The sequence below is a fragment of the Bacteroides sp. CACC 737 genome (assembly GCF_013874375.1).
Taxonomy (GTDB): Bacteria; Bacteroidota; Bacteroidia; order Bacteroidales; family Bacteroidaceae; genus Bacteroides; species Bacteroides uniformis.
Map to the genome: position 1 here is coordinate 1,774,876 of NZ_CP059408.1, position 25,629 is coordinate 1,800,504.

Sequence of the window (25,629 nt, forward strand, 5' to 3'; positions counted from 1 at the left end):
CCCTTTCCACACAAAAAACAGCTTTCATTATCCATAATAAAAGGGCTACACCTTTTCCTCCTCATGGTGTAGCCTTAAACACAAAAGGGTGTAGCTATCCAAGGCAAATGGTGTAGCCTTTCTTCAAGAAAAAAAGCCAAATGGGATGCTAATATAGAAAAATCAGTTAACTGCTTTTCCTATAACTTTTTACCGCCCACAGATTGAAGACCAATGCAAAGACCAACAAGGCTCCCAACTGCGGAAACAGTTCGGCAAATCCGCCGCCACGGAGATAGATGGTACGCATCACCTCCACAAAATAGCGCAGCGGATTGATGCGGGTAATCCATTGCGCCCATTCGGGCATACTGTGGATGGGAGTGAAAAGACCGCTCATCAGGATAAGGATAAGCATGAAGAACCACATGACGAACATGGCCTGCTGCAACGTTGCCGAATGATTGGATATGACCAGCCCGAACCCCGACACCACCGGCAGCAACACCAGAGCCATGCCATAGATAGTGAGGAAATGCCCCGCCGGCAGAATGCCGTAAAGCAGCCATGCCAGCACGAAACAGATGGTGAGCACCACCAGGCCTATCAGCCAGTAAGGTATCAGCTTGGCGGCAATGAAGGTGAACTTGCGGACGGGAGTGACATTTATCTGCTCGATGGTGCCCGCCTCCTTCTCGCCCACCACATTGAGGGCGGGGAGAAAACCGCAAATCATGGTCAGCAGCATCACCATAAGGGCGGGAACCATGAAAAGCTTATAGTTCAGAGTGGGATTGTAAAGGTTTTGTGTAGCGATATCCACCCGGGGAAGCGACTTCCCGGCAAGCCCTTGCGAAGACGACTCCGAACCCAGTTCACGGGTATAGTCACTGATGATGGAAGACAAGTAGGAACCTCCCAGACTGCCCTTCGTACCGTTCACGGCATTGGCCGCCACCAGCAGACGGGGCGCCTCTCCCTTCACCCAATCCTTTTCGAAATCGCGGGGAATCTCCAGCACGACATCCGCCGAACCGGCTTCAATGGCGAGCAAAGCCTCATCGTATGTATCGGAAAGCGCTGTCAGGCGGAAATAAGTGGATGCACCGATTTTATCTACCAGACGGCGAGACAAGACGCTGTGGTCATTGTCCACTATATTCAGATTGATGTTCTTTATCTCCAGATTGGCGGCCCAGGGCATCAGTATCATAATCATGCACGGGAAAATGAAAATCAGCTTGGGCAGGAAGGAGTTGCGGAACAACTGCTTGAATTCCTTTTCAATGAGAAACTTTATCATAAGACGATATTTTAAAGATTTTAGACATAAGAACAAAAGAACAGATTTCCCGTATCCTTTTGTCCTTATGTTCTTCTGCCTGAATAATTAATATAAAATTCATATCCGCTCTTTACTCAAGCCGATGCTTGAATTTCTTGAAACTCACCGTTATCAGCAATACCGCCATCGTGGCAAGTATGCCGACCTCCATCAGCACAAGCGAAACATCCACTCCCTCAATCATCAGCTTACGCACCGCCTGGATATACCAGCGTGCAGGAAGCACAGCTGAAATGGCCTGCAAGATAACGGGCATACTCTCAATGGGGAATATCATGCCCGAAAGCAACATGGTGGGCATCATCAGCATCAGTCCGGACACCAGCATAGCGGCAACCTGCGTCCGGGTGACCGTGGAAATCAGCAGCCCCAGCGCCAGGGAGACAAAGATGAATAGCAGCGACACCACCACCAGCCAGAACAAGCTGCCCGCCACGGGAACATCGAGCACATAGACCGAAAGCAGAAGAATGGTGGTCAAGTTGACAAACGACAGCACAAAATAGGGCACCGCCTTTGCCAGAATGATGAAAAGCGGTTTGACGGGAGAAACCAGCAGGACCTCCATCGTCCCCGTCTCCTTCTCGCGCACAATGGAGATGGAGGTCATCATGGCGCAAATCAGCATCAGAATAAGCCCCATGACACCCGGCACGAAGTTGTAGGCACTCTTCATCTGCGGATTGTACAGCAGCTTGAGCTGGGGTACGATGGCAGCGGCATGCACTCCCGGCGGAAGCATCTCCTGCCCGGCAGAGGAAATGATGTTTGCGGCATAGCCTGCCTGCATAGTCGCCATATTGGGGTCTGTGGCGTCGGAGACAAGCTGCACGCGCGCCTCGCCGGTATAAAGCTTGTCCGAGAAACGCTCGCTGAAAACAAGCGCCATGTCAATCTCCCCTCTTCCGAAAGAAGCCTCCATATCGGCGGGAGAATGCAGGCGGCAGATGACGGTGAAGTATTCGCTTGCATCCATGCGGTCGATGATACGGCGGGTAACTACGTCATTCGACGGGTCGAGCACCGCCACACGCACGTTCTTCACCTCGGTGGTGATGGCAAAACCGAAAAGGATTATCTGCACGATGGGCATGCCCAGCAGAATCAGCATCGTGCGCCGGTCGCGGAAGATATGGAAGAACTCTTTTCGGATGAAAGATATGAATTGTTTCATTGTCTATATTTATATTTAGGCTCGGATAACGCGGATTTCACGGATTCTCAGTCGGCGGTTCGCACGGCTTGGCGAGCCAGTTGTTGGAATACATCGTCCATTGTAGTGGCATTGAACTGCCGTTTCAGCTCCCCGGGAGTGTCGAGTGCACGGATGACGCCATCTACCATGATGGAGATGCGGTCGCAATACTCTGCCTCGTCCATAAAGTGGGTGGTGACAAAGACGGTGATGCCCTCGTCGGCAGCCTGGTAAATCAGTTCCCAGAACTGGCGGCGCGTGGCGGGGTCTACCCCACCCGTAGGCTCATCCAGAAAGACAATCTTGGGACGGTGGAAGATGGAGACGGAGAAGGCCAGCTTCTGCTTCCAGCCCAGTGGAAGGCTTTTCACCAGTGTGTCACGTTCCTTTTCCAACCCGAGGCGGAGGAGCAGCTCCTCCGTTTTAGGAGCAATCTCCGCTTCGGGGATGCCGTAGATACCGGCAAAGAGGCGGATATTCTCCCACACCTTGAGGTCTTCGTAAAGGGAAAATTTCTGGCTCATGTAGCCGATGTTCTTCTTCACTTCTTCGGGTTGGGAAGCCACATCGAAGCCTGCCACGCACGCCTTGCCGCCGGTGGGACGACTAAGCCCCGTAAGCATGCGCATGGCGGTGGTCTTGCCTGCCCCGTTGGCTCCCAGGAAACCGAAAATCTCGCCCCGATGGACTTGGAAGGAGATGTGGTCTACGGCGGTAAAATTGCCGAAACGCTTGGTCAACCCTTCCACTTCAATCACATTGTTTTCGTGGTTTTCCACCCGTTCGTGCTGCAAGCCCGGAGGGCAGAGGATGCCCGCAAAACGTGTCAGGATGCGGTCAGGGGTATCGACGCCTTTTATCTCCCCTTCGTTGATGAAGGCGATGCGGTCGCATTGGCGCGCTTCGTCGATGATGGGGGTGGAAGCAATGATGGTGATACCCTGCTCCTTCAGCCGGCAGAGCATTCCCCAGAATTCCTTGCGGGACACGGGGTCGACGCCCGTAGTGGGTTCGTCCAGGAAGAGGACATCCGGTTTATGGATAAGAGCACAGCTAAGGGCGAGTTTCTGCTTCATGCCGCCGGACAACGCTCCGGCGCGGCGCTTGCGGAAAGGTTCTATCTGCCGGTAAATGTCGCGCACCAAATCATAATTCTCCTCGATGGCGGTGTGGAAAACGGTGGCGAAGAAATTGAGATTCTCCTCTACCGTCAAGTCCGGATAGAGGGAGAAGCGTCCGGGCATATACCCCACCCGCCTGCGGATGGCTTTGTAGTCCTTCACCACATCCAGGCCGCAGACCGAAGCCGAGCCTCCGTCGGCAAGCAGCAAGGTGGTGAGGATGCGGAAAAGCGATGTCTTGCCCGCACCGTCCGGCCCGATGATGCCGAAAAGCTCACCGGGAGCTACTGACAGAGAGACACCCCGCAGGGCTTCCACGCTGCCGTAACGTTTGGAGATATTAGTTAAAGTTACAGCCTCCATACATTCCTATTTTCAGCATCCCGTCATTCTTCACGGCAATCTTTACGGCATAGACCAGATTGGCGCGCTCGTCTTTCGTCAAGATAGTTTTTGGAGTAAATTCGGAGGTATCGGAAATCCAGGTGACAACGCCAGGATATTCTTGGCGCACATCCTTGCCATAATCCGCATAAACCTTCACTTGCTGCCCCAGCTTGATTTCGGCAAGCTGTTCGGAGGTGATGTAGGCACGGAGGTAAATCTGCTCCATATCCGCCACTTTGAAAAGAGGGGTACCGGGAGCAGCCAGCTCTCCGGCTTCGGCATATTTGGCAAGGACGGTTCCCGTCAGCGGAGAGGTGATGTGGCATTTGCGCAGCTGGTCTTCTATCTGCGCCACCTGGATGCCGACGGAGGAACTTTGCCAAGTGAGGCTGCGGTCGCTGTTGCGCAGGGTGGAGTTCTGGGCGTCGAGCTGCTTGCGGAGGACTTCGAGAAGGGACTCGGCATCATCGAGCTGCTTCTGGTTGGCGGCACCCACACGGAGCAGGTTGGACACACGATCGCGTTCGCGCCGTGCCTGCACAATCTGTTCCTGAGTGGCGGCTACTTGTTTCAGGATATCGGGCCGCTGGCCTTCCACGGACTTGACACTGGCCTCCAACTGGAGTTTCTTCAGATAGAGTTGGACGGTATCTATAATGCCTACTTCCTGCCCGTCTTTCAGTGTCGTGCCTTCCTCGATGTCGAAACTCAGCAGTCTTCCGGACGCCTCGGCAGAAACGATGACTTCGGTAGCCTCGAACGTTCCCGTCGCATCATATTTCGGAGCACCGCCGGTGCAGGCGGCAAGGAGAAATAAAAAAGGAAATAATTTCAATGATTTCATACTATTTCAAGTTATAAATTACGGATTATAGTCACTAATTGTTCAGCGTATATTTCAGCTGCCAGATGTTCATCAGCAACTGCACCTCATGCAATGCCTTAGTCTGTCGTGCCATACTTTCGTTGGTAATCTCCCGCAGCATATCGGTCACGGTCATTGTCCCGTTCTGTACCTTGGCCTCGGCTGCACGGCGGATATTCCCACGCAGACGGATAATCTCGTCATCATCCACCATCTGGCGGCGCATGGATACAATGCCCGCATCCTGCTGCGTAGCCTGCAGGCGAATGTTGAAAAGGAACACATCCCGGCCGGTCTCTATCTGTTGGCGGGTATTGTCTATCCTGCGGCGGTCGTTCTTCAACGTATACAGACTGCCGAAATTCCAGGACATGCGCACCCCCGCCATGTAATAGGCGTTGAATTCATCTTTCAGCATATTCAACCCCGGATTGCCGTATGCCCCTTGTACAAAAAGGCCGAAACGCGGCATCAACCGGGTGTTCAAGGCTGCCTCCTGCTGGCGGAGTTGCTCTCCCTGCGCATCGTACCAACGAAGTTCGGGACGGTTGTTCATCTGCCGGTCTATGTTTTCTTCGGCAGCCGGTTTCAATAAAACCGTTTCGGAAGAGAGATCCTTGCCCGTAAAGGCAGCAAGCATGCTGAGGTATGCACGACGGGTGGTCTCCAATTCCACACGGTGCTGCCTGGTGTTCAGTTGCTCTACGCTGACTGCATCCAGGTCGCTCGGGGTGGCGATGCCATTGGCTATATAGTCGGCTACCTGCTTGTGGGTTCTGCCCAAATCTTCTTGCAAGAGGCTGTTCTGTTTCAGCTGTTCGTCCAGCAGCAGGATGCCGAAAAAGAGCTGGTTCACCCGGTCAGTCAAGGCATACATGTCTACATGCTGTTTTTCCAGTTCCACTTCCGAGGCGGCACGCGTCAATCGTTTTCTGGAACGTATATCCCCACCATCCCAGAGGGTTTGCTGCACTTCGAGCATCACCTGGTACTGGTCTTTCGAAGCAGTCTTGATGTCGAGATTAGGGATTTCGACCGGTAGCCGGGTGATGTCACTCTGGTACGTGACCTTGCCGGATAGGGAGAACTGGGGCAAGTAACCTTTTCCGGCATTAGAGAGGTCGTACTCGCGTGCCTTTTCTATCAGTCCATATTGCCTGACCAACGGATAATTGTCCTGCGCCCGGCGCTGACACTCCTCCAACGTGAGCTGGGCATGTGCCAGCATGGCGGCAAGAGAAAGGGTAAAAAAGAAAACGGTTCGTTTCATATCCATTCTGTTTCTTGTTTATTCTACATGGTTTTGTTCTATACACATGCAAAGATAAAGGCATAATCCTATACCCTTACAATCCATTTGTGCGCAAAGATGTTCTAATAGTACGACATTTCGTAGGAAAAGGCAAATAATAGGAACACTTTATTATCTTTGCGGTGGAAATATACATTATTCATAACGGGAAAGATATGGAAAAGAACAAACCGATAAGCGTCGCATTCGAGGACATCCGCAACAATCCGGATTTTATAGAACATTCTGAATACAGATTTATAAATGGTGATTTGGGAATGGTTATCAGTTTCTTTGCCATGGGCTCTAGACTATTCCGTACCGGGCAACCTTACCGTGCCAAAGAAGGGAGGATTATACGTATCATGCAGGGCAGTGGCCGGATATCTATCAATCTTATCGAATACGAAGCCACAGCCCATGATATTATTATCATTCCCGACAACTCGCTGATAGAGATACTGGAAATCAGTCCCGACTATGAATTCCAAGTCCTCATGCCTACCGCCCATTTTCTGCCTGTGATACAGAATTCCATTCTTACGGAAGCTTACACACGAAACGGGATTCTCTTTTCATGCAACAACACGGAATGGACACGCATCAGCCACTTTTTCTCTTTATTATGGGACATACTTCATTGTTCGCCTTACCGCCGCGAAACCGTACAGCACTTGATTGTCTCACTTCTCTATAACCTTAAGTATATCCACGAGCACACATGCAAGTCAACTCCGGCACGTCTTTCACGCCAGGAAGAGCTATTCCGCCGCTTCATCGCTTTGGTGAACCAACACAGTAAGCACGAACGCAGCGTCAACTTCTATGCCGACAAGCTATGCCTGACACCGCACTATCTGAGTTCGGTGATACGTGAAACAAGCGGGCAAACCGTGATGCAATGGATTAATCAAGCAGTTATCCTCGAAGCCAAAGTATTGCTGAAACACAGTAATCTACTGGTGTTTCAAATATCAGACGAACTGAACTTTCCCAATCCGTCGTTCTTCTCGAAGTTCTTCAAACGCATGACGGGGATGACACCGGCAGAATACCAGAAACAAATCTGACCTTAAAACAGCTGTACTACACGAGAATTCGGCAATCCATCGCAGGAGTCTGCTTCCAATGCCAGCAGCCCTTGTTTTGCTGCCAGTCCACCGGCATAGCCTATCAGTTGACGGTTGCTGCCCACCACACGATGGCAGGGAATGAATATGGAGAGGGCATTCGCCCCATTGGCAGCCGCTACAGCCCGTACAGCCTTCGGGTTGCCCAACTTTCGGGACAGCTCGCCGTAGGACACCGTTTTCCCGTAAGGAATATTCAGCAACTCCTGCCATACCGTTTTCTGGAAATCCGTCCCTGCCAACAGTAACGGCATGTCGAACGCCGTCCGCTTACGGGCAAAATATTCATCCAACTGAATGATTGCCGTTGAAATAACTTCCGAAGTGCCCTCCTCATAAACGGCATGCAGCGTATTCCGCATCCGCCTGCCGATTTTCTCCTTGCGCTTTTCGCTTACCCAGTCGCACAGACAAAGTTTGTCTCCTAAAGAGCCGAGCATCAACTCGCCATAAGGAGACCGATAATGCTGAATCCGAATTGTTTCCATAAACTTGCTTTTTTGTATATTTGCACTTCCGATGCTTCCGACAAAAATAGATATTTATATCCGGATGTACAAGATAGAACATATTATAATACATTCCGACCTTTTCCATTTGACAGTATCGGGGTATATTTGTAAATATATAAAAACATATGATTAAATAATATACAATGAAACAGTTCTATTGGCTTATAGTAGGCATTTCCCTACTCTCACTGGCTTCCTGCAAGGGAAAGGTCAAGATGGCAAGAGACTGCCAGACAGTGAAAATAGATACAGTTATTTCAGCAGACGAACAGACCTATCTGCAATATCCAGGCAAAGTGAAAGCAGCACAGGATATCAGCCTTGCTTTCAGAGTCAGCGGAACCATCCAGAAAATATATGTGGAGAACGGTGCACGCGTAAGTCAGGGACAACTGCTCGCCGAACTCGACCCGACAGACTATCAGGTGCAGTTGGATGCCACAGAAGCCGAATATAAACAGATAAAGGCGGATGCCAAACGGGTGATGTCACTTTACAAAGACTCCGTCACTACTTCCAGCGCCAACGACAAGGCGGTATATGGATTAAAGCAGATTGCAGCCAAATACCGGCACCACAAGGACCAGCTCAACTACACCAAGCTCTACGCCCCCTTCAACGGCTTTGTACAGAAACGTCTTTTTGAGGCGCACGAAACGATAGGCGCCGGTATGCCTGTTCTCTCCATAATCAGCAGCAGTATGCCCGAAGTGGAAATCAATCTTCCGGCAGCGGAATACATCCGGCGCGGACAGTTCCACAGCTATTACTGTTCATTCGATGTCTATCCAGGCAAGACCTACCGGCTGAAACTGATAAGCATCACTCCCAAAGCCAATGCCAACCAGCTCTATACCGTACGCCTGCAACTGCTTGCCGACAAGCAGCAGCCCGTACCCTCTCCGGGCATGAATACGATGGTTACCATCCAGTACGACGAAGAGAATTCATGCCAACTGTCCGTTCCGAGCGGCGCCGTACTGCAAATAGACGGAAAAGCGCAGGTATTTGTCTACAACCCGTCCGACAACCGGATTACCGCCCGCGAAGTGACCCTCCTTCGCCTGACAAGCAACGGTCGCAGCCTCATCAGCTCCAACCATCTGAAACCGGGCGAACTGGTCGTGTCTTCCGGAGTCCACCACATCAAAGACGGAGAAACCGTAAAACCGCTCGCCGGAACCAGCGGAACAAATATTGGAGGACTATTGTAACCACTAATCCCTAAAAAACTATGGATATAAGTAAATGGGCATTTCAGAACCGTAATCTGATATACTTCCTAGTAGCTGTCCTGCTGCTGGGAGGAGCTTATTCCAGCTATGAGATGAGCAAACTGGAAGATCCGGAAATAAAGGTGAAACTCGCCATGGTAGTGACACCCTATCCGGGAGCCTCGGCTCATCAAGTGGAACTGGAAGTGACGGATGTACTGGAAAAGAGCATCCGCAGCATGGGCCACATAGACAATGTGGAAAGCTACTCCTACAACGACCTTTCACTGATACAGATAGAGTTGACAACAACCACCCGAGACGATGAGGTGGAACAATGCTGGGACATGCTACGCCGCAAAGTGAACGATGCCCGTGCCTCACTGCCCGACGGGGCCGGTACACCTATCGTCAAAGATGATTTCGGGAATGTATATGGTATGTTCTACGCACTGACCGGTGACGGCTTGTCCGACCGGCAATTGTCCGACTATGCGGAACTCGTGAAGCGGGAAATCAGCGACATGGAAGGAATTGACCGGGTGGAACTCTACGGAAAACGCTCCGAGTGCATCAACATCTCCCTGCTGCAAGACCGCATGGCAAATCTGGGTGTGAAACCAGCTGAGGTGCTTGCCACCCTGAACGGGCAGAACAAGACCACTTACAGCGGCTATTACGACAATGGTGACCACCGCATCCGTGTAACTGTAAGCGACAAATTCAAGACTGTGGAGGACATCGGCAACATGCTTATACAAGGACACGACGACGACCAGCTCCGCATGCGCGACATCGCACAGATAGAAAAAGGATACGAAGAGCCTACCCGCAACGAAATGTTCTTCGACAGCGAACGGGCACAAGGCATCCTGATTGCCGCCTCCAGCGGAACAGACATTGTGAAAGTAGGCGCTGAAGTAGAAAAGAGGTTAGCACAGCTCAAAGAAACCCGTCTGCCTGCAGGCGTAGACTGCCATAAGGTTTTCTACCAGCCGGAACGCGTCGGCGCTTCGTTGGGGACATTCATCATCAACCTGATAGAGTCTGTCATCATCGTGGTGCTCATTCTGATGGTGGCTATGGGATTCAAAAGTGGGGTCATTATCGGAATCAGTCTGGTGGTCACCGTCTTCGGTTCATTTATGTTTCTATATACGGCAGGCGGAACAATGCAGCGTGTATCACTGGCCGCATTTGTCCTCGCAATGGGTATGTTGGTAGACAATGCCATCGTCATCATTGACGGCATACTGGTAGACCTGAAAGCCGGAAAAAAACGGATGGAAGCCATGACAGCCATAGGAAGACAGACAGCCATGCCGCTGCTGGGAGCCACGCTGATAGCCATCATAGCTTTTCTGCCCATCTTCATGTCGCCCGACACGGCAGGGGTCTACACACGTGACCTTTTCATCGTCCTGGCAGTGTCTTTGCTGTTAAGCTGGGTACTGGCGTTGGTTCATGTACCACTGATGGCCAATCGGTATCTGCATCCTGCCGTCGAAACCAATGCCACGGGAGCGAGAGAATACAAAGGGCGCACTTATGCTGCCTTGCGCGCTGCCCTGCGGATGGGACTGGCACACCGCTGGAGCTTTGTGCTGACAATGCTCGTCCTGCTCGGACTGTCTGCCTTCGGCTACCAGTACATGCGCCAGGGATTCTTCCCCGACATGGTTTACGACCAACTATATATGGAATATAAACTGCCCGAAGGCAATAACTCCACACAAGTGGTTCAAGACCTCCGGGAGATAGAAACATACCTGAAAACACGCAAGGAAGTGACGCACGTCACCACTTCCATAGGCGGTACACCGGGACGCTACAATCTGGTAAGGAGCATCGCCAACCCGTCTTTGGCATACGGCGAACTGATTATAGATTTCACTTCTCCCGAAGAGCTGGTAGACAACATGGACGAGATACAAAGTTACCTGACGCATCATTATCCCAATGCCTACGTCAAGATGAAGCGCTACAACCTGATGTTCAAAAAATATCCTATCGAAGTCCAGTTCATGGGACCGGACCCTGCCGTACTGCACCGGTTGGCAGACAGCGCCCGCAGTATCATGGAAAACACACCGGAGATATGCCTCATCACCACCGATTGGGAACCGCAGGTTCCGGTACTCTCCATCGAGTACGACCAAGCCGCCGCCCGTACTTTGGGGTTGAGCCGCAATGACGTAAGCTTGTCACTGCTCTCGGCCAATGGAGGTATCCCCATCGGATTCTTCTACGAAGGCATCCATCGGGACAATATCTACCTGAAATGCCTGGACGAGGAAGGACAACCGATAGAGGACCTCTCCAATACGCAAGTGTTCTCCTCGCTGCCATCGCTGAACGGACTGCTGAACGAAGAAACAATGGTAAAGCTGAAAGCCGGTACCCTCTCCAAAGAAGAGCTGGTGGAAAGTCTGATGGGCAGCACTCCACTGAAACAAATCAGCAAAAGTATCGACATACGCTGGGAAGACCCGGTAGTGCCGCGCTACAACGGACAACGGAGCCAACGCGTGCAATGCTCTCCCACACCGGGTATAGAGACGGAAAAGGCAAGGCAGGCCATCGCACGGCAGATTGAAAGGATAGAGCTTCCCGAGGGATACACACTGCAGTGGCAGGGTGAGAAAAGCGCCAGTGACCAGTCCATGAAGTATCTGTTCAAGAACTTCCCACTGGCCATCATCCTGATGATTGCCATTCTGATCATGCTGTTCAAGGATTACCGTAAACCGCTTATCATCTTCTGCTGCATTCCGATGGTTGTGGTAGGCGTGGCAGCAGTGATGCTGCTTACGGGAAAGACATTCAATTTCGTGGCAATCGTAGGGACACTGGGATTGATAGGGATGCTCATCAAGAACGGCATCGTACTGATGGATGAAATAACCTTGCAGATTAATCAGGGAGTGGAACCGATGAAAGCCTTGATAGACAGTTCACAGAGTCGTTTGCGCCCGGTATCTATGGCGGCGCTGACTACAATTCTGGGCATGATACCGTTACTGCCCGATGCCATGTTCGGCTCGCTGGCAGCTTCCATTATGGGCGGGCTGACATTCGGCACACTGATAACGTTGCTGTTCATACCGGTACTGTATGCGTTGTTTTTCCATATTAATACACAAGACTGACAAGGAGACAAGGGAAAAAAAGACGGCACATTTTTTCTTCTCTCCCTTGTCCTTCTGTTTTTTTGTCCGAAAAATATTTATCATTTATATTCCGCCCACGACTTGATGGTCAAATCATCCGGCGTCATCGTGCAGAATGCATTGATGAACGCACTTGCCAGACGGGCATTCGTTATCAAAGGAATATTGAGGTCGATGGCGGCACGGCGTATCTTGTAGCCGTTATCCAACTCGCCTGCGGTGAGGTTCTTCGGAATATTGACCACCATGTCTATCTCCTTGCGGTGCAGCATGTCAAGTGCCTGCGGCTGGCGTTCGGGTTCGCTGGGCCAGTAGACGCGCGTATTCTCCACACCGTTCTCCGTAAGGAAGTTGCTGGAACCACCCGTGGCAAATATCTTATACCCCTTCTTCTGAAGCATACGCGCGGCAGAAAGCATGTCCACTTTCTGCTTCGGAGTACCGGTAGAAAGCAGGATGTTCTTCTCCGGAATGCGGTAGCCCACGGAGAGCATCGCCTTGAGAATGGCGCAGGAAGTATCGCTGCCGATGCAACCCACCTCGCCCGTGCTTGCCATATCCACACCCAGTACCGGGTCGGCCTTCTGCAGACGGTTGAAGGAGAACTGGCTCGCCTTGATGCCTACATAATCCAAATCGAACAGATTCTTGTCCGGCTTCTGTACCGGAATGCCGAGCATCACCTTCGTGGCAAGTTCAATAAGGTTTATCTTCAGCACCTTGCTGACAAACGGAAACGAACGGCTGGCGCGGAGGTTGCACTCAATCACCTTAATGTCGTTCTCGCGTGCCAGATACTGGATATTGAACGGACCGGAGATGTTCAGCTCACGGGCAATCTCGCGGCTGATGCGCTTGATGCGGCGCACTGTCTCCACATACAACTTTTGTGGCGGGAACTGGATAGTGGCGTCACCGGAATGCACTCCGGCAAACTCGATATGCTCACTGATGGCGTACGCGATAATCTCTCCATCTTGCGCCACAGCATCCATCTCCACCTCCTTGGCATGCTCAATGAACTGGCTCACCACTACGGGATGTTTCTTGCTGACATTCGCCGCCAGCTTCAGGAAGCGTTCCAGCTCCTCCCGGTTGGAACAGACGTTCATCGCAGCGCCGGACAATACGTAGGAAGGACGGACCAATACCGGGAAGCCCACCTTATCCACAAAGGCGTTGATGTCCTCCAGGGAGGTCAGCGCCCGCCATTCGGGTTGGTCTACACCAATGCGGTCGAGCATGGCGGAGAACTTGTCACGGTCTTCGGCATTGTCGATGCTCCTGGCGCTTGTACCGAGAATAGGTACCTTCTGCGCATCGAGGCGCAGGGCAAGGTTATTCGGTATCTGACCACCGGTAGAGACAATCACCCCGTGGGGATTCTCCAGTTCGAGAATATCCATCACACGCTCGAAGGTGAGCTCGTCGAAGTAAAGACGGTCGCACATGTCATAGTCCGTAGACACGGTTTCGGGGTTGTAGTTTATCATGACACTGCGGTAGCCTTCCTGACGGATGGTGTTCAGGGCCTGCACGCCGCACCAGTCGAACTCTACGGAAGAACCGATGCGGTAGGCGCCGGAGCCCAATACGACAATGGACTTGCGGTCGCCGAGGTAACGGACATCATTTGCCGTGCCGCTATACGTCAGGTAGAGATAGTTGGTCTGTGCGGGATATTCGGCGGCAAGGGTATCTATCTGCTTCACTACGGGCAGAATGCCTGCACTCTTGCGGAAATTGCGGACGGCAAGGATGGCTTCTTCGCCGTCCATTGCTTGTTCCAAGCCGAGGGCACGGGCTATCTGAAAATCAGAGAAGCCTTGTACTTTAGCTTTACGCAATAAGTCCACGGGAATCATTGGCAACTCTCCATCAGCCATAAAAGAGTGCAGTTCCCTGCTGGTATCCATGATGTTCATCAGCTTCTCCAGGAACCAACGGTCTATCTTGGTCAATGCGTGCACCTGATCCACCGTATACCCGGCACGGAAGGCTTTGGAGATGACAAAGATACGTTTGTCGGTAGGTTCGCGCAGAGCCTTGTCCAAATCGGCAATCACCAGTTCCTTGTTCTCCACAAAGCCGTGCATGCCCTGGCCTATCATGCGAAGCCCCTTCTGGATGGCTTCTTCGAAAGTACGGCCGATAGCCATCACCTCTCCTACCGACTTCATGCTCGAACCCAGCTCTTTGTCCACTCCATGGAACTTGCCCAAATCCCAACGCGGTATCTTGCAGACCACATAGTCCAGGGCGGGTTCGAAGAAAGCGCTTGTGGTCTTCGTTACAGAGTTGTTCAAGTCGAACAAGCCATAGCCCAAGCCGAGTTTTGCCGCTACAAAGGCAAGCGGATAACCCGTTGCTTTAGAGGCCAATGCAGACGAACGGCTCAAGCGTGCATTCACCTCGATTACCCGGTAGTCCTCGCTCATCGGGTCATAGGCATACTGCACGTTACACTCTCCCACAATACCGATGTGACGGATAATGCGGATAGCGAGTTCACGCAATTTATGATAGTCCGTATTGCTCAACGTCTGTGACGGGGCAATAACGATGGACTCGCCCGTATGGATGCCCAGGGGGTCGAAGTTCTCCATGTTACAGACCGTGATGCAGTTGTCGAAGCGGTCGCGCACCACCTCGTATTCCACTTCCTTCCATCCCTTCAGCGATTTTTCCACCAACACCTGCGGGGAGAAGGAGAAGGCTTTCTCTACCAGCACATTCAGCTCTTCTTCATTGTCGCAGAAGCCCGAACCCAGTCCGCCAAGCGCGTATGCGGCACGGACAATGACCGGATATCCCAGTTCCCGGGCTGCGCGACGGGCATCTGCCGCATTCTCCACAGCTTCGCTCTTGATGGTCTTTACATCAATCTCATTCAGTTTCTGCACAAAGATTTCACGGTCCTCCGTGTCAATGATAGCCTGTACGGGAGTGCCGAGAACCGTCACGCCGTACTTCTCGAAAATCTTGTCCTTGTAGAGGGAAACACCGCAGTTCAGTGCCGTCTGTCCGCCAAAAGCAAGCATGATTCCGTCTGGGCGCTCCTTCTCTATCACCTTCTCCACGAAGTAAGGAGTGACGGGCAGGAAGTAAATCTGGTCGGCAACGCCCTCCGAGGTCTGTACCGTGGCAATGTTCGGATTGATGAGAACCGTGTAGATACCTTCCTCCTTCAATGCCTTGAGCGCCTGCGAACCGGAGTAGTCAAACTCTCCTGCCTCACCGATTTTCAGTGCACCGGAGCCAAGCAGCAGGACTTTCTTTATATTGTTTTCTTTCATTTGCATATCTGTTTATTAAAAATGTAATAGTAGTAATAAAACCTTATCTTTCTCTTACCTTACACAATCAGTCACTAATTGAATGACATTCAGTATAGGACTGAAAGGTATTCACTCTGGGACTGAATGACATTCAGTATGGGACTCATTACACCGTCTTTTACATACTGATTATCAAGAGATTACAAACACAACCATTCTTGATAAAATTCTCTTACTAAAGCAACTTCACAAAGTCATCAAAAAGAAACTCCGTATCCGTCGGCCCGCTGGCAGCTTCGGGATGAAACTGTGCAGAGAACCAGGGATTGCATTTGTGGCGGATTCCTTCATTAGAACCATCGTTCATATTGATGAAAAGCGGTTCCCAGTCTTCTGTCAGCGTGTTGTTGTCTACAGCATACCCATGATTCTGTGAGGTGATGAAGCAACGTTCCGTACCCACCATGCGCACCGGTTGGTTATGGCTGCGGTGGCCGTATTTCAATTTGTATATCTTGGCGCCCCCAGCTTTGGAAAGCAACTGGTTTCCCATACATATGCCGAAGATGGGCAGTTTCTCGTTCTGCATTGCCTTGCGGATATGCTGCACGGCAGCATCGCAGGTATCAGGGTCACCGGGACCGTTGGAGATGAACAACCCGTCGAACTCCATTCCAGTATAATCATAGTCCCAAGGAACGCGAATCACTTCCACGTCACGTTTCAGCAGGCAGCGGATGATGTTATGCTTGACGCCGCAATCCACAAGAAGCACTTTCTTCTTACCAGTTCCTTCGTTGTAACGGATAACCTCCTTGCAGCTGACTTTATCCACATAATTCACATCGGCATAAGAAGCCTCAGGCATTTCATCCGATTCATCATCAAAGGCGATACGTCCCATCATCACCCCATGCTCGCGAAGCACCTTTGTCAGTTCGCGGGTATCGATGCCCGTGATGCCCGGAATCTGTTCGCGTTTCAGCCAGTCGCCAAGGCTTTCTATGGCATTCCAATGGCTATAATTTTCACTATAATCGCTTACAATAATGGCTTCGGCATGGATATGCTCGCTCTCCATAAAAGTGGCAAGCCCATTCGGTTCGAGAGTAAAAGGCGGCACACCGTAATTGCCCACCAACGGATAGGTGAGCGTCATCAGCTGTCCGGCATACGAAGGGTCGGTCAAGCTTTCGGGATAACCCGTCATGGCTGTATTGAAGACCACCTCTCCCGCTACCGGTTTTTCAAAGCCGAACGACTTGCCGTGGAAGCGGCTCCCGTCGTCGAGGATTAGAGTTACATTTCTCATTGATTCAATTAAAATTGATAAACTTGTTCTATATAATCAATAAATGCCTTATTCAGCAGCTTCACACCGCCCGGCGTAGGATAATCGCCGCTGAAGTACCAGTCACCCGGATGCTTGGGGCAGGCCTCATGCAGCCCCTCGAGAGGCTGGTAGACGATCTGCACTTTGGCTTTCGTTCCTTTCGGAGTGAGAAGCTCCACCATCTTGGCAGAGATTTCCTCGTCAGTGAAAGGAGCATAAATCTCCTTCACGTAATTCACCATCTGTTCTTTGGGCAGGCCTACCTGCTCCTTGGACTTGCGGTAGGCGGCGGCAATTACATCGCGCATCTCACGCTCCTTCAGCAGTTCCACAGCAGCTTTGAAGGCGATGAATTCACTCATCTTAGCCATATCGATGCCATAGTAGTCGGGATAGCGCACCTGCGGTGAAGAGCTTACAATGACTATCTTCTTCGGCCCCAGACGGTCAAGGATACCAATGATGCTCTGCTTCAGGGTGGTTCCGCGCACTATCGAGTCGTCGATGATGACCAGATTATCCACTCCCGGAACAAGGCTTCCGTAAGTGATGTCGTACACATGGGCGGCAAGGTCGTTCCGGCTGTTTCCTTCGGCAATGAAGGTACGCAGCTTGATGTCCTTGATTGCCACTTTCTCGCTCCGTATGCGCCGCGACAAGATATGCTCCAGCTCGTCGTGGCTGGGACTATGCCCCAAGGCGGCAATCTGCTGCACCTTCTCCTCGTTGAGGTAGTCGTCCAGTCCCTGCAACATGCCGTAGAAGGCGACTTCCGCCGTATTGGGTATGAAGGAGAAGACAGTATGGTCCACATCGTTGTCAATGGCTTTCAATATGTTGGGTACAAGTTTCTCACCCAATAGTTTACGTTCCCGGTAAATGTCCACATCACTGCCCCGGCTGAAGTAGATGCGCTCGAAGGAACAAGGCTTCACCTCGCGCGGCTTATTGATTTGCACGGTGCGCACCTTGCCGGCCTTGTTGATAAACATGGCTTGTCCGGGTTGCAGCTCCCTGATGGAGCCGGCAGGGACATTAAGGGCTGTCTGTATCACGGGACGTTCACTGGCAAGCACCGCTATTTCGTCGTCTTGATACCAGAAGGCTGTACGGATGCCCCACGGGTCGCGTACGGCAAAAGTCTCTCCGCTTCCGGTAAGTCCGCACATCACGTATCCCCCGTCCCACTCCTTACTCGAAGTGCGTAGCACGTTGGCAAGGTCGATGTGGTCTTCTATATAATGGGTGATGTCCATACCTGCCAGCCCTTCCGCTTCGGCAAGGTTGAAGAGGCGCTCCACTTCGCGATCAAGGCGGTGTCCCAACTGCTCCAGCATGATGTAGGTATCGGCATATTTGCGCGGATGCTGACCGATGGCGGTAATGCGTGCAAAGATTTCATCCACATTCGTCATGTTGAAGTTGCCGCAAAGGGCAAGGTTCTTGGCACGCCAGTTGTTTCTCCGGAGGAACGGGTGCACGTACGAGATGCCGGACTTTCCGGTAGTGGAGTAACGCAGGTGTCCCATATAGACCTCCCCTGCAAAGGGCAGCACACGCTTGGCATATTCCGCATCGTGCAGCTGTTCCTTGGCCAAGTCCTTGAAGTTGCCCTGCACCGTACCGAAAATTTCGGTAATGGCGCCCGAACCGAGCGCACGTTCACGGAACATATATTCCTCACCGGGATTGGCTTCCAGTTTCACGCAGGCCAGTCCGGCACCTTCCTGCCCACGGTTGTGTTGTTTCTCCATCAGGAGATAGAGCTTGTTGAGTCCGTACATCCATGTTCCGTACTTCTCTTCATAGTACTCCAAAGGTTTCAGCAGGCGTATCATGGCGACGCCGCATTCATGCTTCAGTTGTTCCATCTATTTATTTACTATTTACCATTTACAATGTACAATTTTAAGTGTACAATTTTCTTTTCCTTATTATAGCATACAATTACCATTTACATTTACCCCTCCCAAGCGCAGCCCCATTGTACATTGTAAATGGTAAATTGTACATGTCCTCATTCTACAGTCACCGACTTAGCAAGGTTCCTCGGCTGGTCCACATCCATTCCCTTGCACACGGCAATGTGATAGGCAAGCAGTTGCAAAGGTACCGTAGTTATTAACGGATCAAGGCACTCCATTGTTTCGGGAAGCTCGATACAAGTGTCGGCTATTTTACTGATGACCGTATCTCCCTTTGTCACAATGGCGATAACCCTGCCTTTACGCGCCTTTATTTCCTGGATATTGCTCAGCACCTTTTCATAAAGCCCATTCCGGGTGGCAATGACCACTACCGGCATTTCGGCATCCACCAGAGCAATGGGGCCGTGCTTCATTTCGGCGGCAGGATAGCCTTCGGCATGGATATACGAAATCTCCTTCAACTTCAAGGCGCCTTCCAAGGCTACGGGATAACTGTATCCGCGTCCCAGATAGATAAAGTTGTGTGCATAGGTGAATATCTTGGAAAGTTCCGCTATGCGGTCGTTCAATTTCAAGACCTCTTCCATCTTGTCGGGAATATGCCCCAGCTCCTTGACAATTGCCAGGTATTGCCCTTCGTCCATCGTCTTTTTCTCTTTGGCAAGTGTCAGGGCCAGCATGGTAAGCACCGTTACCTGCCCCGTGAAGGCTTTGGTGGATGCCACCCCTATTTCCGGTCCCACGTGGATATAGGAACCCGTGTGCGTGGCACGGGGAATGCTGGAACCGACGGCATTGCAGATGCCGTATATAAATGCCCCACAGCTTTTGGCAAGCTCCACGGCGGCCAGCGTATCGGCCGTTTCTCCGCTTTGCGAGATGGCAATCACCACATCGTTGCTGTCAATCACCGGGTCGCGGTAACGGAACTCACTGGCATACTCCACCTCTACCGGAATACGGCAGAAGCTTTCAATCAAATGCTTGCCGATGAGGGCGGCATGCCATGACGTACCGCATGCCACGATGACGAAGCGTTTGGCCGCCAGCAGACGTTTCTTATAATCAATCACTGCAGAAAGAACCACGTTCGTACCCTCCACATTGATACGCCCGCGCATGCAGTCGTGAATGCAGCCGGGCTGTTCGAAGATTTCCTTCAGCATGAAGTGCGGATAGCCTCCCTTCTCCAGCTGGCCGAGATTGAGCGCTACCGTCTTTACCTCGTGCGGGCATTCCACATTCTTCAGGTTAACAACCTTCAACTTCTCTCCCCGGCAGATGAGGGCAATCTCTTCGTCTTCCAGATACACCACCTTATCTGTGTATTCCACAATCGGCGTGGCATCCGAAGCCAGGAAAAACTCTCCTTCACCGATGCCCACCACCAGCGGACTGCTCTTGCGTGCAGCGATTATCCCATCCGGATTGTCCTTGTCGAGCACCGCAATAGCATACGCCCCAATCACTTCCTGCAAGGCAAGTTGCACCGCCGTCAGTAAGTCAATATGGTTTGTCACCTGAATGTATTCAATGAGCTGTACAAGCACCTCGGTATCAGTGCTGCTTTTAAATACATAACCTTTGGCTTGAAGTTTTCCTTTAAGGACGGCGTAGTTTTCAATAATGCCGTTATGGATGAGGGCGAGACGTTCGGAAGAGGAATAATGGGGATGGGCATTGACGGAACAAGGTTCTCCATGAGTGGCCCAACGTGTATGTGCAATGCCAATGCTACCGGAAATATCTTTTTGAGCAACGAAAGTTTCAAGTTCCGAAACCTTACCTTTCGCTTTGTACACGTTCAACTGTCGGTTATCACTGATTAATGCTACCCCCGCACTATCATATCCACGGTACTCCAACCGTTTCAGACCCTTGATAAGAATGGGGTAGGCTTTCCTTTGACCTATATAGCCTACTATTCCACACATAATGTATCAGTATTTGATTTTGCGCTGCAAATATACATATTCTTAAGAACATAAAGTTAATCTTTCCAGTATTTATTTATCAAAAGAATAGAAAAAAGTTGTTTTTATATCAAAAAGTTAAAGAAAGTATTATTTTGAAAGCAAAAGGCTTAATTTATAAATCTAAATCAAACCGTCTGATTTTGATTTAGGATTAAAAGAAAACAGAGGGTGTTTTCTATCAATTCATAACTTCATCTTCTATCGCAGGAATTTTGCAAGAAAGAAGGCAGAAATACATATTAACATTTTGCAATTAATACCATATATTTGCCAAACATTTTGAAACCACAAACAATATTATATAGCAATAAAGAAAGTTTATAATCATGAAACAAGAACTTTTTAACAACAAAGCAAAAGTAGAGGATTACCAGCGACAGCCCAAACAGTTGGGCTTGTATGAGGCATCCTACGAGCACGATGCCTGCGGAGTAGGCATGCTGGTCAATATCCAGGGAGGAAAATCACATGAACTGGTAGAATCGGCATTGAAGGTACTGGAAAACATGCGCCACCGTGGAGCGGAAGGGGCGGACAACAAAACCGGAGACGGCGCCGGCATCATGCTGCAGATACCGCACGAATTCATTCTGTTGCAGGGCATTCCCGTTCCCGAGAAGGGAAAATACGGCACCGGCCTGCTTTTCCTTCCCAAAGACGGAAAAGACCAGGCTGCCATCTTGAGCGTCATTACCGAAGAGATTGAAAAGGATGGATTGACCCTGATGCATCTGCGCAATGTGCCCACTTGCCCCGAAATATTGGGAGAAGCGGCTCTTGCCAACGAACCGGACATCAAGCAAATCTTCATCACCGGATTTACGGAAAGCGAAACCGCTGACCGCCGACTCTATATAATAAGGAAAAGGATAGAGAACAGAATACGCAAGTCGGACATCCCCACCCGCGAGGATTTCTACATCGTCTCGCTCTCTACGAAGAACATCGTCTACAAAGGCATGCTCTCTTCCTTGCAGTTGCGCAACTACTTCCCCGACCTCACCAACAGCTACTTCACCAGCGGACTGGCATTGGTGCACTCCCGTTTCAGCACCAACACTTTCCCCACCTGGGGACTGGCACAGCCTTTCCGCCTGCTGGCACACAACGGCGAAATCAATACCATCCGCGGCAACCGCGGCTGGATGGAAGCCCGTGAGAGTGTACTCTCCTCTCCCGCCCTGGGAGACATCCGGGAGATACGCCCCATCGTGCAACCGGGCATGAGCGACAGTGCCTCGCTGGACAATGTGCTCGAGTTTCTCATCATGTCAGGCCTGAGCCTGCCGCACGCCATGGCCATGCTCGTGCCGGAATCTTTCAACGAAAAGAATCCCATCAGCGAAGATTTAAAAGCTTTCTATGAATACCACTCCATCCTGATGGAGCCGTGGGATGGACCCGCGGCACTGCTTTTCAGCGACGGGCGCTATGCAGGCGGCATGCTCGACAGGAACGGACTGCGCCCTGCACGCTACCTGATTACGCAAGGCGGCATGATGGTAGTGGCCAGCGAAGTCGGCGTGATGGATTTCGAGCCGGGAGACATCAAGGAAAAAGGACGCCTGCAACCGGGCAAGATACTGCTTATAGACACCGAGAAAGGCGAAATATATTATGACGGCGAACTGAAGAAACAACTTGCCGAAGCCAAACCATACCGCACTTGGCTGGCCGGCAACCGCATCGAGCTGGACGAACTGAAAAGCGGCCGCAAAGTCTCCCATAGCGTGGAGAACTACGACAGCATGCTGCGCATCTTCGGCTACTCCAAAGAAGACATGGAACGGCTGATTGTCCCGATGTGTACCACCGGTGCCGAACCCATCAACTCCATGGGCAATGACACCCCGCTGGCAGTACTCTCGGACAAGCCGCAACTACTGTACAACTATTTCCGCCAGCAGTTTGCCCAAGTCACCAACCCTCCTATCGACCCGATACGCGAAGAACTGGTAATGTCGCTGACCGAGTACATCGGAGCCGTAGGCATGAACATACTGACACCCAGCGAAAACCATTGCAAGATGGTGAGGTTGAACCATCCCATCCTGAATAACGCCCAGCTGGATATTCTCTGCAACATCCGGTACAAAGGCTTCAAGACCGTGAAACTGCCCCTGCTCTTCGAAGTGGCAAAAGGGTGCCAGGGATTGCAGGAAGCATTGGCAACCCTCTGCAAGCAGGCAGAAGAATCCGTCAACGAAGGGGTGAACTACATTGTGCTTTCCGACCGCGACGTAAACGCCGCCCATGCCGCCATTCCGTCACTACTTGCCGTGTCGGCGGTACACCACCATCTTATCTCCGTGGGCAAACGGGTGCAGACGGCACTGATTGTAGAAAGCGGTGAAATCCGCGAAGTGATGCACGCCGCACTCCTGCTGGGTTTCGGAGCCAGCGCACTGAATCCGTATATGGCTTTCGCCGTCATCGACAAACTGGTGAACGAAAAGGAAATACAGCTTGACTACGCCACTGCCGAAAAGAAATATATCAAGTCCGTCTGCAAAGGCTTGTTCAAGATTATGAGCAAGATGGGCATCAGCACCATCCGTTCTTACCGGGGCGCGAAGATTTTCGAGGCCGTAGGACTGAGCGAGGAGTTGAGCAATGCCTACTTTGGCGGACTGAGTTCACGCATCGGAGGCATACGCCTGGATGAAGTGGCACGCGACGCCATCGCCTTCCACAAGGAAGGGATGGAGGTTCTTAAAAAGAAGGGGGAAGCGGAGCTATTGCCGAACCGCGGACTGTATGCCTTCCGCAAGGATGGTGAGAAGCACGCCTGGAACCCGGAAACCATCAGCACACTGCAACTTGCCACACGCCTGGGAAGCTATAAGAAATTCAAGGAGTTCACTGCCATGGTAGACAGTAAGGAATCTCCCATCTTCCTGCGCGATTTCCTCGACTTCCGCCGCGCTCCTATCAGCATAGACCGGGTGGAACCGGTAGAGAACATCGTACAGCGCTTTGTCACCGGCGCCATGTCCTACGGCTCCATCAGCCGCGAAGCCCACGAAGCCATGGCTATTGCCATGAACAAGCTGCATGGCCGGAGCAATACGGGCGAAGGAGGCGAAGACCGGGCACGCTTCATGCCGCGCGAAGACGGCACCAGCCTGCGCAGCGCCATCAAGCAGGTGGCCTCAGGACGTTTCGGTGTCACCGCAGAATATCTGGTGAATGCGGACGAAATACAGATAAAGATTGCCCAAGGCGCCAAGCCGGGAGAAGGCGGGCAGCTGCCGGGCTTCAAAGTGGATGAAGTGATTGCCAAGACACGCCACTCCATTCCGGGCATCTCGCTGATTTCTCCTCCACCCCATCACGACATTTACTCCATCGAAGACCTGGCACAGCTCATCTTCGACCTGAAGAACGTGAACCCACGGGCAAAAATCAGCGTGAAGCTGGTGGCAGAAAGCGGTGTGGGCACCATTGCCGCCGGTGTGGCAAAGGCAAAGGCCGATTTGATAGTCATCTCGGGTGCAGAGGGCGGTACGGGAGCTTCTCCTGCATCATCCATCCGCTATGCCGGCATCTCGCCCGAACTCGGTTTGAGCGAAACGCAGCAGACACTGGTGCTGAACGGCCTGCGCGGGCAAGTGATGTTGCAAGTGGACGGACAACTCAAAACTGGCCGCGACATCATACTGATGGCAATGCTCGGAGCCGAGGAATTCGGTTTTGCCACCAGCGCCCTGATTGTACTGGGTTGCGTAATGATGCGCAAATGTCACCAGAACACCTGCCCCGTAGGGGTAGCGACACAGAACGAAGAACTGCGCAAACGCTTCCACGGACGCAGCGAGTATCTGGTGAACTTCTTCACGTTCCTGGCGCAGGAAGTACGCGAATACCTGGCGGAAATCGGTGTGGAACGCCTGGACGACATCATTGGACGTACAGACCTTATCGTCCGCAAGCCGGATGACGGAATCAGGAAACATCAGTTGATAAGCTTCGACAAACTACTGGCACGCGTAGACAATGAAGCCGCCATCCGCCACGTCACCGACCAACAGCATGGCATCGACCATGTGAAAGATGTAGAGATACTGCATGCCGCCGCCGAAGCCGTAGAGAACCAGAAGGAAATCTCGCTGGAGTACACCATCGCCAATACCGACCGTGCCTGCGGCGCCATGCTCTCCGGTGTCATTGCCGCAAAATACGGAGAAAAAGGGCTGCCCGAACATACGCTGAACGTGAAGTTCAAAGGCTCCGCCGGGCAGAGTTTCGGGGCATTCCTTGTCCCGGGTGTCAACTTCAAGCTGGAAGGCGAGGCCAACGATTATCTGGGCAAAGGTCTGAGTGGCGGACGCATCGCCGTCCTGCCCCCGGTACGGAGCAACTTCGAGGCAGAGAAGAACACGATTGCAGGCAACACCCTGCTTTATGGCGCCACAAGCGGCGAGGTTTACATCAACGGCCGTGCAGGTGAGCGCTTTGCCGTCCGCAACTCCGGTGCCACAGCCGTAGTGGAGGGCGTAGGTGACCACTGCTGTGAGTACATGACCGGCGGACGCGTGGTAGTACTCGGACAGACGGGACGCAACTTTGCCGCAGGCATGTCCGGCGGTGTGGCCTACGTCTGGAACCGTGACGGCAACTTCGACTATTTCTGCAATATGGAAATGGTGGAGCTGAGCCTCATCGAAGAGGCCTCCTACCGCAAGGAACTGCACGAGCTCATCCGCCAGCACTACCTGTACACCGGTTCCAAACTGGCACGCACCATGCTCGATGACTGGCCACGCTATGCCGACCAGTTCATCCAGGTAGTCCCTATCGAATACAAGAAGGTGCTGCAGGAAGAGCAGATGCGGAAACTGCAACAGAAGATTGCAGAGATGCAGAGAGACTATTAAAGATTGTAAATTGCTAAATTGTAAATTT

General features: G+C 51.8%; 14 protein-coding genes. 4 read left to right on the top strand and 10 right to left on the bottom strand.

The genetic code is table 11. The features are described from left to right. Positions 1-166: 166 nt before the first annotated feature. From H1A11_RS07680 to H1A11_RS07700, 5 genes are all read right to left on the bottom strand, one after another. Positions 167-1,282 (bottom strand): ABC transporter permease, encoded by a 1,116-nt coding sequence (locus tag H1A11_RS07680; protein WP_181757975.1) that lies wholly within the window; start codon positions 1,280-1,282, stop codon positions 167-169. A 112-nt stretch (positions 1,283-1,394) separates the two neighbouring features. Next, a complete protein-coding gene (locus H1A11_RS07685; RefSeq protein ID WP_016273869.1) occupies positions 1,395-2,498 on the bottom strand; it encodes an ABC transporter permease in 1,104 nt (367 codons plus the stop codon). Positions 2,499-2,545: 47 nt separating this feature from the next. Further along, positions 2,546-4,003: an ATP-binding cassette domain-containing protein gene (locus tag H1A11_RS07690; protein ID WP_129643801.1), complete on the bottom strand. Its 1,458-nt coding sequence runs from the start codon at positions 4,001-4,003 to the stop codon at positions 2,546-2,548. Continuing rightward, positions 3,981-4,871 (bottom strand): HlyD family secretion protein, encoded by an 891-nt coding sequence (locus H1A11_RS07695; protein ID WP_117600895.1) that lies wholly within the window; start codon positions 4,869-4,871, stop codon positions 3,981-3,983. Before H1A11_RS07695 ends, H1A11_RS07690 begins: the two co-directional genes overlap by 23 nt. A 34-nt stretch (positions 4,872-4,905) precedes the next feature. Beyond that, positions 4,906-6,168 carry a TolC family protein gene (locus tag H1A11_RS07700; RefSeq protein WP_131225267.1) on the bottom strand — a complete coding sequence of 421 codons (1,263 nt, stop codon included), beginning with the start codon at positions 6,166-6,168 and terminating at the stop codon, positions 4,906-4,908. A 191-nt stretch (positions 6,169-6,359) separates the two neighbouring features. Here H1A11_RS07700 and H1A11_RS07705 point away from each other — a divergent pair, with 191 nt between their 5' ends. Beyond that, positions 6,360-7,253: an AraC family transcriptional regulator gene (locus H1A11_RS07705; protein ID WP_131225268.1), complete on the top strand. Its 894-nt coding sequence runs from the start codon at positions 6,360-6,362 to the stop codon at positions 7,251-7,253. 2 nt (positions 7,254-7,255) lie between these two features. Here the strand turns inward: H1A11_RS07705 and H1A11_RS07710 are convergent, their stop codons facing one another. Continuing rightward, positions 7,256-7,801: a methylated-DNA--[protein]-cysteine S-methyltransferase gene (locus tag H1A11_RS07710; protein ID WP_117600898.1), complete on the bottom strand. Its 546-nt coding sequence runs from the start codon at positions 7,799-7,801 to the stop codon at positions 7,256-7,258. 167 nt (positions 7,802-7,968) lie between these two features. On the opposite strand from H1A11_RS07710, the gene H1A11_RS07715 reads away from it, so the two are divergent. After that, a complete protein-coding gene (locus H1A11_RS07715) occupies positions 7,969-9,039 on the top strand; it encodes an efflux RND transporter periplasmic adaptor subunit (protein ID WP_117600899.1) in 1,071 nt (356 codons plus the stop codon). Between the two features lie 20 nt (positions 9,040-9,059). Continuing rightward, on the top strand, positions 9,060-12,188 hold the full coding sequence (locus H1A11_RS07720; RefSeq protein ID WP_181757976.1) for an efflux RND transporter permease subunit: 3,129 nt from the start codon (positions 9,060-9,062) through the stop codon (positions 12,186-12,188). An 80-nt stretch (positions 12,189-12,268) separates the two neighbouring features. Here the strand turns inward: H1A11_RS07720 and carB are convergent, their stop codons facing one another. From carB to glmS, 4 genes are all read right to left on the bottom strand, one after another. Continuing rightward, complete coding sequence (gene carB, locus H1A11_RS07725) at positions 12,269-15,505, bottom strand: carbamoyl-phosphate synthase (glutamine-hydrolyzing) large subunit (RefSeq protein ID WP_117600901.1); 3,237 nt, start codon at positions 15,503-15,505, stop codon at positions 12,269-12,271. A 217-nt stretch (positions 15,506-15,722) separates the two neighbouring features. Next, a complete protein-coding gene (carA, locus tag H1A11_RS07730; protein ID WP_181757977.1) occupies positions 15,723-16,799 on the bottom strand; it encodes a glutamine-hydrolyzing carbamoyl-phosphate synthase small subunit in 1,077 nt (358 codons plus the stop codon). A gap of 8 nt (positions 16,800-16,807) precedes the next feature. Beyond that, on the bottom strand, positions 16,808-18,691 hold the full coding sequence (locus tag H1A11_RS07735; RefSeq protein ID WP_119961530.1) for an amidophosphoribosyltransferase: 1,884 nt from the start codon (positions 18,689-18,691) through the stop codon (positions 16,808-16,810). A gap of 146 nt (positions 18,692-18,837) precedes the next feature. Further along, positions 18,838-20,682 (bottom strand): glutamine--fructose-6-phosphate transaminase (isomerizing), encoded by a 1,845-nt coding sequence (gene glmS, locus H1A11_RS07740; protein ID WP_181757978.1) that lies wholly within the window; start codon positions 20,680-20,682, stop codon positions 18,838-18,840. A 365-nt stretch (positions 20,683-21,047) separates the two neighbouring features. Between glmS and gltB the strand changes: the two genes are divergently transcribed. Beyond that, positions 21,048-25,601, top strand: coding sequence for a glutamate synthase large subunit (gene gltB / locus H1A11_RS07745; protein ID WP_370528738.1), 4,554 nt, complete (start codon positions 21,048-21,050; stop codon positions 25,599-25,601). The last annotated feature ends 28 nt before the right edge of the window (positions 25,602-25,629 follow it).

What these genes read in the sequence shown, in the direction of transcription:
- H1A11_RS07680 (WP_181757975.1), bottom strand. Translation starts at nt 1,282, where the DNA reads ATGATAAAGTTTCTCATTGAAAAGGAATTCAAGCAGTTGTTCCGCAAC.
- H1A11_RS07685 (WP_016273869.1), bottom strand. Translation starts at nt 2,498, where the DNA reads ATGAAACAATTCATATCTTTCATCCGAAAAGAGTTCTTCCATATCTTC.
- H1A11_RS07690 (WP_129643801.1), bottom strand. Translation starts at nt 4,003, where the DNA reads ATGGAGGCTGTAACTTTAACTAATATCTCCAAACGTTACGGCAGCGTG.
- H1A11_RS07695 (WP_117600895.1), bottom strand. Translation starts at nt 4,871, where the DNA reads ATGAAATCATTGAAATTATTTCCTTTTTTATTTCTCCTTGCCGCCTGC.
- H1A11_RS07700 (WP_131225267.1), bottom strand. Translation starts at nt 6,168, where the DNA reads ATGGATATGAAACGAACCGTTTTCTTTTTTACCCTTTCTCTTGCCGCC.
- H1A11_RS07705 (WP_131225268.1), top strand. Translation starts at nt 6,360, where the DNA reads ATGGAAAAGAACAAACCGATAAGCGTCGCATTCGAGGACATCCGCAAC.
- H1A11_RS07710 (WP_117600898.1), bottom strand. Translation starts at nt 7,801, where the DNA reads ATGGAAACAATTCGGATTCAGCATTATCGGTCTCCTTATGGCGAGTTG.
- H1A11_RS07715 (WP_117600899.1), top strand. Translation starts at nt 7,969, where the DNA reads ATGAAACAGTTCTATTGGCTTATAGTAGGCATTTCCCTACTCTCACTG.
- H1A11_RS07720 (WP_181757976.1), top strand. Translation starts at nt 9,060, where the DNA reads ATGGATATAAGTAAATGGGCATTTCAGAACCGTAATCTGATATACTTC.
- carB (WP_117600901.1), bottom strand. Translation starts at nt 15,505, where the DNA reads ATGAAAGAAAACAATATAAAGAAAGTCCTGCTGCTTGGCTCCGGTGCA.
- carA (WP_181757977.1), bottom strand. Translation starts at nt 16,799, where the DNA reads ATGAGAAATGTAACTCTAATCCTCGACGACGGGAGCCGCTTCCACGGC.
- H1A11_RS07735 (WP_119961530.1), bottom strand. Translation starts at nt 18,691, where the DNA reads ATGGAACAACTGAAGCATGAATGCGGCGTCGCCATGATACGCCTGCTG.
- glmS (WP_181757978.1), bottom strand. Translation starts at nt 20,682, where the DNA reads ATGTGTGGAATAGTAGGCTATATAGGTCAAAGGAAAGCCTACCCCATT.